Genomic DNA, 8,257 nt, shown 5'->3' with positions numbered 1-8,257 from the left:
GCGGACCAAGCGGCGCTTCGACCCCAACATCCAGAAGAAGCGCTACTGGGTGCCCTCGCTCGGGCGCCACGTCACGCTGCGCGTCAGCGCGCGGGGCATCAAGACCATCGACCGCAAGGGGATCGACGTCGTCGTCGCCGAGATCCTGGCGAGAGGGGAGAAGGTCTGATGGCGGCACGCCAGGACCTGCGTCCGATCATCAAGCTGCGCTCCACCGCGGGCACCGGCTTCACCTACGTGACGCGCAAGAACCGGCGCAACGATCCCGACCGGCTCGTGCTGCGCAAGTACGACCCCGTCGTGCGCCGGCACGTCGACTTCCGCGAGGAGCGCTGATGGCCAAGAAGTCCAAGATCGCCCGTGACGAGCAGCGTCGCGAGGTCGTCGCCCGGTACGCCGAGCGGCGGGCCGAGCTCAAGCGCGTCGTCGCGTCGCCCGGCGCGACGCCCGAGGAGAAGGCGTCGGCCGTCGCCGAGCTGCAGCGCCAGCCCCGCGACGCGAGCGCGACGCGCCTGCGCAACCGCGACGTCGCCGACGGCCGCCCGCGCGGCTACCTGCGCAAGTTCGGCCTCTCGCGCGTCCGGATGCGTCAGATGGCGCACCGCGGCGAGCTGCCGGGCGTCACCAAGTCGAGCTGGTAGGAGGCACACCCATGAAGAAGGACATCCACCCGGAGTACGGGCGGGTCGTGTTCCGCGACAAGTCCGCGGACTTCGCGTTCCTGACCCGCTCCACGCTGGCCGGGAACCACCCCGGCGGGCCGGGGACCCCGCGCGAGACGATCGAGTGGGAGGACGGCAACACCTACCCGGTCGTCGACGTCGAGATCTCGAGCGCGAGCCACCCGTTCTACACCGGCACGCAGCGCGTCGTGGACACCGCCGGCCGCGTCGAGCGGTTCCGTCAGCGCTACGGCACGCGCACGCAGGGCGGTGCGCGATGAAGGTCCGCGCGTCGCTGCGCTCGCTCAAGGACAAGCCCGGCGCCAAGGTCGTGCGGCGCCGCGGCAAGACGTACGTCATCAACAAGCTCAACCCGCGCTGGAAGGCGCGCCAGGGCTGAGACGTACGAGGCGCGGCGACGACGGCCGCCGCGAGGGGACGAGGCCGGAGGCCGCCAGTGGCGGCCTCCGGCCTCACGCGTCACGGCGGCGGCTCCGGGGCGGCGGGCGGTGTCCCGACGTCGAGGGCGTCGTCGACCACGTCCGCGGCGTCGTGGCGGCGGGCGAACGCCTGCCGTTGCCGGCGCGCGCCCGAGCCCTCGTCGAGGATGGTCGTGACGACGGACTGGACGAGGTCGTCCTCGCCGTACTCGTCGAGGACCGGGCGGAGCAGCTCGAGCAGCTCCGCGGCGACGTGGCCGGACGGGCGCGGGGTCCCGGTCGCGGGGCTGATCAGCAGCCCGTCCACGCCGAACCTGCTGGCCCGCCACGTCCAGGCGCGCAGCTGTGCGGCGCCGATCGCCGCGGGTGGCTCGCCGGCTCGCCACCGGCGGGCGGCCGTCTCCACGAGGGCGCGCACGAGCGCAGCCAGGACCGCGGCGTGCACGGGGTCCATGCAGACGTCGCCGACGCGGACCTCGACGGTGGGGAACGCGGCGGAGAGCCGGGCGTCGTAGTACAGCATGCCGTCGTCCAGAGGCACCCCTGTCCGCAGCAGCACCTCGGCCTGCTCGTCGTACGCGCGCGCCGAGCCGAAGACCTCGCACGGCCCGACGGTGGGCCAGCGCGACCACACCTGGTAGCGGTAGCTCGCGAAACCCGAGTCGACCCCGTACCAGAACGGCGAGTTGGCGCTCAGCGCGAGCAGCACCGGCAGCCACACGCGGATCCGGTCGAGCACCGCCACACCCTCCTCGCGGTCCTCGACGTGGACGTGCACGTGGTGCCCGCACGTGAGCTGCTCGGCGGCGAGCAGGCCGACGTGCTGCTGGATGCGGCGGTAGCGCCGCTCCGGGACGAGGTGCGGTCGTCCTGCGGCCACCGAGGTGGCCAGTGCGACCGCGCGCCCGCCGACGGCGCGGGCGGCGTCGTCGGCCAGTACCCGGCCGCGACGGATGGCCGCGAGCTGCTCGGCCAGCGTCGTGCAGGGCGGGCCGACGACCTCGACCTGCTCCTGCTGCAGCTCGACGGTCAGCGTGTGCGTCCCGGTGGCCGGGGCGGGCGCCGCGGGCGACGGCCCTGTCCTGGCGGTGGCGTCCGGAGCCGGCCGCTCCTCGTGGCCCGTGGCCCGGTTGCCCTCGGCGTGGTGCACCGCGCCCTCGCCGGCGGCCATCGGCAGCCGGGTCCGGCCGTCGACGACCATGAGCTCTTCCTCGACACCGAAGGTCCGCATCGGCGACTCCTTCCCCGGGTCCCTCATCGTCGGCCCGCGAGCGGGCGCTCGCAGGCCGGGGTCGCGGCACTGGGTGATTGCTCGAGGGCGCTTGATGATAATGATTCCCAGTCGGTATAGTCCTCGCGACCGTGCCCGGTCCGGAGCTTCCGGTCCCCGGCGGCCGCCGGTCGGCGGCCTAGAGAGGAAGACCTCGTGTCACTCACCACCCGCAGCAGGCCGCTGACGGCCGCCCTGGGCGTGCTCGCCCTGCTCGCGTCGTTCCTCGTCCCCGTGCTGGGCGGCGCCCTGCCGTCGGCGGCGGCCGCGGTCGCCGACCGCGAGCGTGTCCTGACCCACGGCCACGTGGACGGTTTCGAGACGACCTACGACGCCGCGACCGGCAGGGTCGTGCTGAACGTCAAGGACGACACCCGCATCTACGAGCCCGGCTCCGCGATCTGGGCACCGGAGAGCACGACCTTCGCGTGGGAGGACCAGCGCTCGATCGCGACGCTGCCGCCCGCGACCGGTGCCTGGTCCTTCCTCGGGGCCTACGGCGGGACGCAGGCGTGGCTCGGCACCCAGACCGGGTCCGAGCAGGCGTACGCGCCGTGGGTCGGCTGGAGCACCGAGCGCCTGAACGGCAGCCTCGCGGGCACGGGCATCACGCCCGCCCCGGGTCAGCCGGTGTCGCTCGACGTCCGCATCGAGGGCCCGGGCGACGTCTTCGCGTTCCAGAACGGCTCGTTCGGCGAGCCGATCAACCGCTACGTCGACACCACGACGTCGCCCGGCGGCACCATCCCCGTCGCCGCGAACGCCCACGTGCACACCAACTGGGTGTTCACGGCCGAGGGCGACTACACGGTCGTCGTCACCCCGTCCCTCGCCACCACGGAGCACGGGACGATCACCGGCGACCCCGCGACGTACCACTTCCGCATCGGCGAGCGCGCGCCAGAGCCCGTGACGACGTCGGTCTCCGTCGCGCTCGACGCGCCCGAGCACGTCGAGGGCGCGACCGCCGTCCTCACCGCGGCGCAGGACCCGCAGACCGAGCTGTCGACCTACCGGTGGGAGGTCGCGCCCGCGGGCAGCGAGGAGTTCGTCCCGGTCGACGGCGCCACGGGCGCCACGTACGAGCGCGTGGTCGCGCTCGCGGACGACGGCGCGCGCGTGCGCGCCGTCCTGCTCGACGGTGACCGTGTCGCGGGCACCTCGGAGCCGGTGACCCTGGACGTCACGGCGAAGCCGGCGCCCGTCACGACGACCGTCACCGTGAAGGCCGACGCAGCCGAGCACGTCGAGGGCGCGACCGCCGTCATCACCGCGGCGCAGGAGCCGCTGACCGAGCTGTCGACGTACCGCTGGGAGGTCGCGGCCGCGGGCAGCGACGAGTTCGTCCCGGCCGAGGGCGCCACGGGTCCCACGTACGAGCGTGTCGTCGCGCTCGCCGACGACGGCGCGCGCGTGCGCGCCGTCCTGCTCGACGGCGACCGTGTCGCGGGCACCTCGGAGCCGGTGACTCTGGACGTCACGGCGAAGCCTCAGCCGGAGCCGGAGCCGGAGCCGGAGCCGGAGCCGGACCCCGGCACGTCCGAGCCGAACCGTGAGTACGTGCTGCACCGCGGGCACGTCGACGGCTTCGAGACCACCTACGACGCGGCGCGCGGAAAGCTCGTCCTGTCGGTGAAGGACGACACCCGCATCTACGAGCCGGGGTCCGCGTACCGCTCGCCGGCGGAGGTCACCCTCGCCTACCAGGACGAGCGCGGCGTCCAGCGCCTCCCCGCGGCCGAGGGCGCGTGGGCGTTCCTCGGTGAGCACGGCGGCACCGACGCGTGGGTCGGCACCCAGAGCGGCGACCAGCAGGAGTTCCTGCCGTGGGTCGGCTGGAGCACCGAGCGTCTGCTGTCCTCGCTCGAGGGCACGGGCATCACGCCCGCCTCGGGCAGCCCCGTGACGCTCGACGTCGCGGTCGAGGGCCCCGGCGAGGTGTTCACGTTCCAGAACGACTCGTTCGGCAACCCGGTGAACCGGTACGTCGACACGACGACGTCGACGGGCAGGATCCCGGTCGCGGCGAACGCGCACGTCCACACGAACTGGATCTTCACGGCCGCCGGCGACTACCACCTCACCGTCACGCCGAGCCTGCGGACGGCGGACGGGAAGACCGTCCCGGGCGAGCCGGCCGAGTACCACGTGCGGGTCGGCGCCTACGTGCCGCCGTGGCAGCCGCTCACGGACGCCGAGCTCACCGAGGCGAACCGGGGTGACGTGACGCTGGATGCCGCATCGTACGCCCTGGGCGAGGAGGCGACCGTGACGTCGCCGTCGCTCGCGGACGGGCAGGAGGTCGTCGCGTACGTCTACTCCGAGCCCACGAGCGCGGGCACCGCCTCGGCGCAGGACGGGGAGGTCGGCGTGACCGTCCCGACCTCCGTCGGGACGGGAGAGCACAAGCTCGCCCTCTACGACTCGGCCTCCGGCGATCTGGTCGGCTGGGCCCCGTTCACGGCGACCACGGCGGACGCGCAGAACCCGGGCGGCGGCACCGGCGGGGGCACCGGTGGCGGTGCCGGTGGTGGTGCCGGTGGTGGTGGCGCGCGAGGTCCGGGCGCCGGGGCGCCGGCCCCCGAGCAGTGCATCCCGACGCCGGTCACGAGCCAGGTGCGGACCCCCGCCCGGGGCGGCGTGACCGACGGGCACTTCGACTTCGGCTCGCGCGTCGAGGACGGCCGCCTGGTGGCGACCGTGAAGGACGACCGGAAGCAGCCGCCGAGCTGGGTCGACCCGGGCTCGCTCACGTTCCGTCTCGGCGACGCGGCGAAGGACGAGGTCCCGGCCGGGTTCGACTTCCTCGGCGAGGCGGGGTCGACGATCTGGTCGATCGGCCAGGTCCAGGAGTCCGGCGTGCCGTGGCTGGGCTGGAACACGCAGCACTCGACGCTCGTCGAGGCGGCCGCCGGCCCGGTGACCTACCGGCTCGACGCCGTCGACGGCCCGGGGGAGCTCGGGGTGTACGGCACCGGCAACTTCGGCGGCGTCGGGCAGAAGTTCTTCGGGACGATGCCCGGCTTCGGCAAGAGCACCGAGGTGACGCTCAACCAGCACGTCCACGCCAACTGGGCGTTTACGGAGCAGGGCGTCTACACGGTCACCTTCACGCTGTCCGTCCCGCTGAAGAGCGGCGGCACCGTGTCGGACACCGCGACCCTCACGTTCTCCGTGGGGGACAGCTCCGGCACGACGACGAAGACGACGTACGTCGGCCGGACCGCCTCCGGCGAGGAGTGCGCGCTGAGCGCCGAGCAGAAGGCCGCCCTGGCGTCCACGGGCGCCGACCCGGTGTCGGCACTCGCCCTCGGTGCGCTGCTCCTGGTCACCGGAGGCGTGCTGTACGGCGTCTCCCGCCGCCGGGGCGCGCACCCCGCCGGCTGACCGTCACCGACCACCCGCCCCGCGGCGTCGCGCCCCACCTCCGGCGGCGCCGCGGGGCGGGTCCTGCCCGCCCGAGAGAGAGCCCGACCATGACCACCGGTGACCCGGCGCGACGCGCGCCAGCCGTCCGTGCCGCGGCGGCGGGCTGCGTCGTCGCCGTCCTCGCCGGGTGCGCCCCCGGCCCGGGGACGGCGGACCCGGCGGACGGGCTGAGCGTCGTCACGACGACGGGCGTCCTCGCCGACCTCGCGCGCAACGTCGTCGGCGACCGCGCGACGGTCACGTCGCTCGTGCCCGAGGGCGGCGACCCGCACTCGTACGAGCCGTCCCTGCGCGACGTGCGCGACGTCGTCTACGCGGACGTCGCGTTCAGCAACTACATGCTCCTGGAGGAGCACAGCATCATCACGATGCTCGACGCCAACCTCCCGGCGGACGTCCCCAACGTCTCGCTCGCGGAGTCGGCCGTGAAGTACGCGGCGGAGATCATCCCGCTCGTCGAGAACGTCAACCTCGACACGATCTGGCTCGGCCTCGCCGTCGACGGCACCGGCGCGGAGCACGGCGCGACGCGCGCGTCCGACGTGCTGCTCACCGCGACCGACATCGAGGGCCCCGGCCAGCTCACCGGCTACCTCACCGAGACGTTCGGGCAGCCGCGCGTGTACTTCGACTCGGCCGACGGGTTCGACGAGGACGACAGCGTCACCCTGCCCACCGGCGCGCACACCCACATGAGCTGGACGTTCTCCGAGCCGGGCGTCTACCGGCTCGCGCTCGAGGCGGAGCTGCGGCCGTCGTCGGAGGCGCCGCCCGTGGAGATGGGCTCGACGACGGTGACGTTCGCCGTCGGCGTCGACCCGTGGTCGGTGCCCGGCATGGAGGGCGCGGAGGTGCTCGACGGCGGCCACGCGGACCTCGCCGTCCAGCTCGACTCCGCGGAGATCGCCATCGGGTCCGACTCGAGCGAGGACGTCGGCGGGCACCACCACGTGCACGACCCGGACGACACGGTGATCTCGGTGCCCAACAAGGCGCTCGCCCCCGTCCCGGCCGGGCCGGACTTCGGCTTCCTCGGCCGGCCCGACGAGCAGATCTACCAGCTCCCGCAGGCCGTCCTCGGCAAGCACGTGCACGGCGAGATCGACCCGCACCTGTGGCAGGACGTGCGCAACGCCCAGGCGTACGTCGAGATCATGCGCGACACGATGATCGAGGTCGACCCCGAGGGCGCCCCGGAGTACCGCGCGAACGCGGAGACCTACCTGCGCACCCTCGACGAGACCGACGCCTACGTGCAGCGGACCGTCGCGGAGATCCCCCGGTCCCGGCGCCACCTCGTGACGACGCACGACGCGTTCGCCTACCTCGGCAAGGCGTACGACGTCGAGATCGCGGGCTTCGTCACGCCCAACCCCGCGACGGAGCCGAGCGTCGCCGAGCGCGCGAAGCTCACGCAGACCGTCCGGACGCTCGAGGTCCCGGCGGTCTTCCTCGAGCCGAACCTCGCAGCGCGGTCCTCCGTCCTCACCGAGGTCGCGCAGGAGAACGGCGTGCAGGTCTGCCCCCTCTACTCCGACGCGTTCGACCGCGAGGTCACCACCTACGTCCAGATGATGCGCGCGAACGCCGACTCGCTGCGCCGCTGCCTCGCCTGACCCGACACCCCGAAGGACACCGATGACGCCCCGACCGCTCACCGCGCTGCTCACCGCCGCGCTGCTCGCGCTACCGCTGCCCGCCGACACCCAGGACGACCCGAACCTGCAGCAGCGCGTCGGCGCGGACGAGGCGAGCGTCGAGGGGCCGGAGGTCGTGACGCAGGGCCACGTCGACATCGGTCCCCGCTTCCTCGACGGCACGTGGACGCTGCAGGCGCGCGACGACCGCACCCTCCCGGCCGTGTGGCGCTACCCCGACGAGACCGTCATGCACGTGCTCGACGAGTCGGTGCTGCCCGCCCCGGACAGCCCCGACTTCGCGTTCCTCGGCGTCGAGCCGGGCACGCCGCTGTACGTCGTGCCGCAGGTGCAGAACCAGGACGTCGTGTGGCTGGGCTGGAACACCCAGGACCCGGAGGTCACCCAGCGCATCGGCCGCGGCGCGACGCTGCGTCTCGACGGCGTGCAGGGGCCCGGCTCGTTCTTCCTCTTCCTCCAGGAGGGCGTCACGGGGCCGCCCAACGTGCTGTGGACGTCGGGCGCCGACTATCCGCAGGACCTGTGGATGGAGGTCAACACGCACGTCCACGCCAACTGGGTCTTCACCGAGCCGGGCGTCTACACGCTCGACGTGACCGTGCTCGCCGACCTCACGGACGGCACGACGGTCGAGGACCCGGCCGTGCTGCGCTTCGCCGTCGGGACGGCGACCGACCCGCAGACGGCGTTCGCGGCCACCGAGGAGAGCGCAGGGGAGACCGCCGAGGAGCAGCCGCAGGGGGACGCGAGCGCGAGCCCGGACGCCTCCGCGACCGCCGACGAGCCCGCCGACGAGGA

The 8,257-nt window shown here is 73.7% G+C and carries 9 protein-coding genes; 8 read left to right on the top strand and 1 reads right to left on the bottom strand.

Features of this window, described 5'->3' with window-relative positions; all coding sequences use genetic code 11:
* The 5 genes from rpmB to ykgO all read left to right on the top strand — a co-directional run.
* A partial coding sequence (gene rpmB, locus JZ5iCDA_RS13500) for a 50S ribosomal protein L28 (protein WP_069387644.1) occupies positions 1 to 169 on the top strand: 169 nt, incomplete at its 5' end.
* Complete coding sequence (gene rpmG / locus JZ5iCDA_RS13495) at positions 169 to 336, top strand: 50S ribosomal protein L33 (RefSeq protein WP_069387643.1); 168 nt, start codon at positions 169 to 171, stop codon at positions 334 to 336. The genes rpmB and rpmG, both read left to right, overlap by 1 nt.
* The gene (gene rpsN / locus JZ5iCDA_RS13490; RefSeq protein WP_069387642.1) at positions 336 to 641 is read left to right on the top strand and encodes a 30S ribosomal protein S14; all 306 of its coding nucleotides are present in this window, start codon (positions 336 to 338) and stop codon (positions 639 to 641) included. The genes rpmG and rpsN overlap by 1 nt, the downstream gene beginning before the upstream one ends.
* 11 nt (positions 642 to 652) lie before the next feature.
* The gene (locus tag JZ5iCDA_RS13485; protein WP_069387641.1) at positions 653 to 943 is read left to right on the top strand and encodes a type B 50S ribosomal protein L31; all 291 of its coding nucleotides are present in this window, start codon (positions 653 to 655) and stop codon (positions 941 to 943) included.
* A complete protein-coding gene (ykgO, locus tag JZ5iCDA_RS13480) occupies positions 940 to 1,062 on the top strand; it encodes a type B 50S ribosomal protein L36 (protein ID WP_069387640.1) in 123 nt (40 codons plus the stop codon). Before JZ5iCDA_RS13485 ends, ykgO begins: the two co-directional genes overlap by 4 nt.
* Before the next feature lie 80 nt (positions 1,063 to 1,142).
* Here the strand turns inward: ykgO and JZ5iCDA_RS13475 are convergent, their stop codons facing one another.
* Positions 1,143 to 2,333, bottom strand: a complete 1,191-nt coding sequence (locus JZ5iCDA_RS13475) for a glutamate--cysteine ligase (RefSeq protein ID WP_069387639.1) — start codon at positions 2,331 to 2,333, stop codon at positions 1,143 to 1,145.
* Between the two features lie 195 nt (positions 2,334 to 2,528).
* On the opposite strand from JZ5iCDA_RS13475, the gene JZ5iCDA_RS13470 reads away from it, so the two are divergent.
* The 3 genes from JZ5iCDA_RS13470 to JZ5iCDA_RS13460 form a co-directional block, all read left to right on the top strand.
* Positions 2,529 to 5,759, top strand: a complete 3,231-nt coding sequence (locus JZ5iCDA_RS13470; protein ID WP_069387638.1) for a TIGR03773 family transporter-associated surface protein — start codon at positions 2,529 to 2,531, stop codon at positions 5,757 to 5,759.
* A gap of 89 nt (positions 5,760 to 5,848) precedes the next feature.
* Positions 5,849 to 7,417 (top strand): anchored repeat ABC transporter, substrate-binding protein, encoded by a 1,569-nt coding sequence (locus JZ5iCDA_RS13465; RefSeq protein ID WP_069387637.1) that lies wholly within the window; start codon positions 5,849 to 5,851, stop codon positions 7,415 to 7,417.
* Positions 7,418 to 7,439: 22 nt separating this feature from the next.
* The coding region (locus JZ5iCDA_RS13460; RefSeq protein ID WP_069387636.1) for a choice-of-anchor M domain-containing protein at positions 7,440 to 8,257 on the top strand (818 nt) is incomplete at its 3' end.

Source organism: Cellulosimicrobium cellulans (assembly GCF_001722485.1).
GTDB classification, from domain to species: Bacteria; Actinomycetota; Actinomycetes; order Actinomycetales; family Cellulomonadaceae; genus Cellulosimicrobium; species Cellulosimicrobium cellulans_A.
This window is presented reverse-complemented; position numbering and strand designations above follow the sequence as displayed.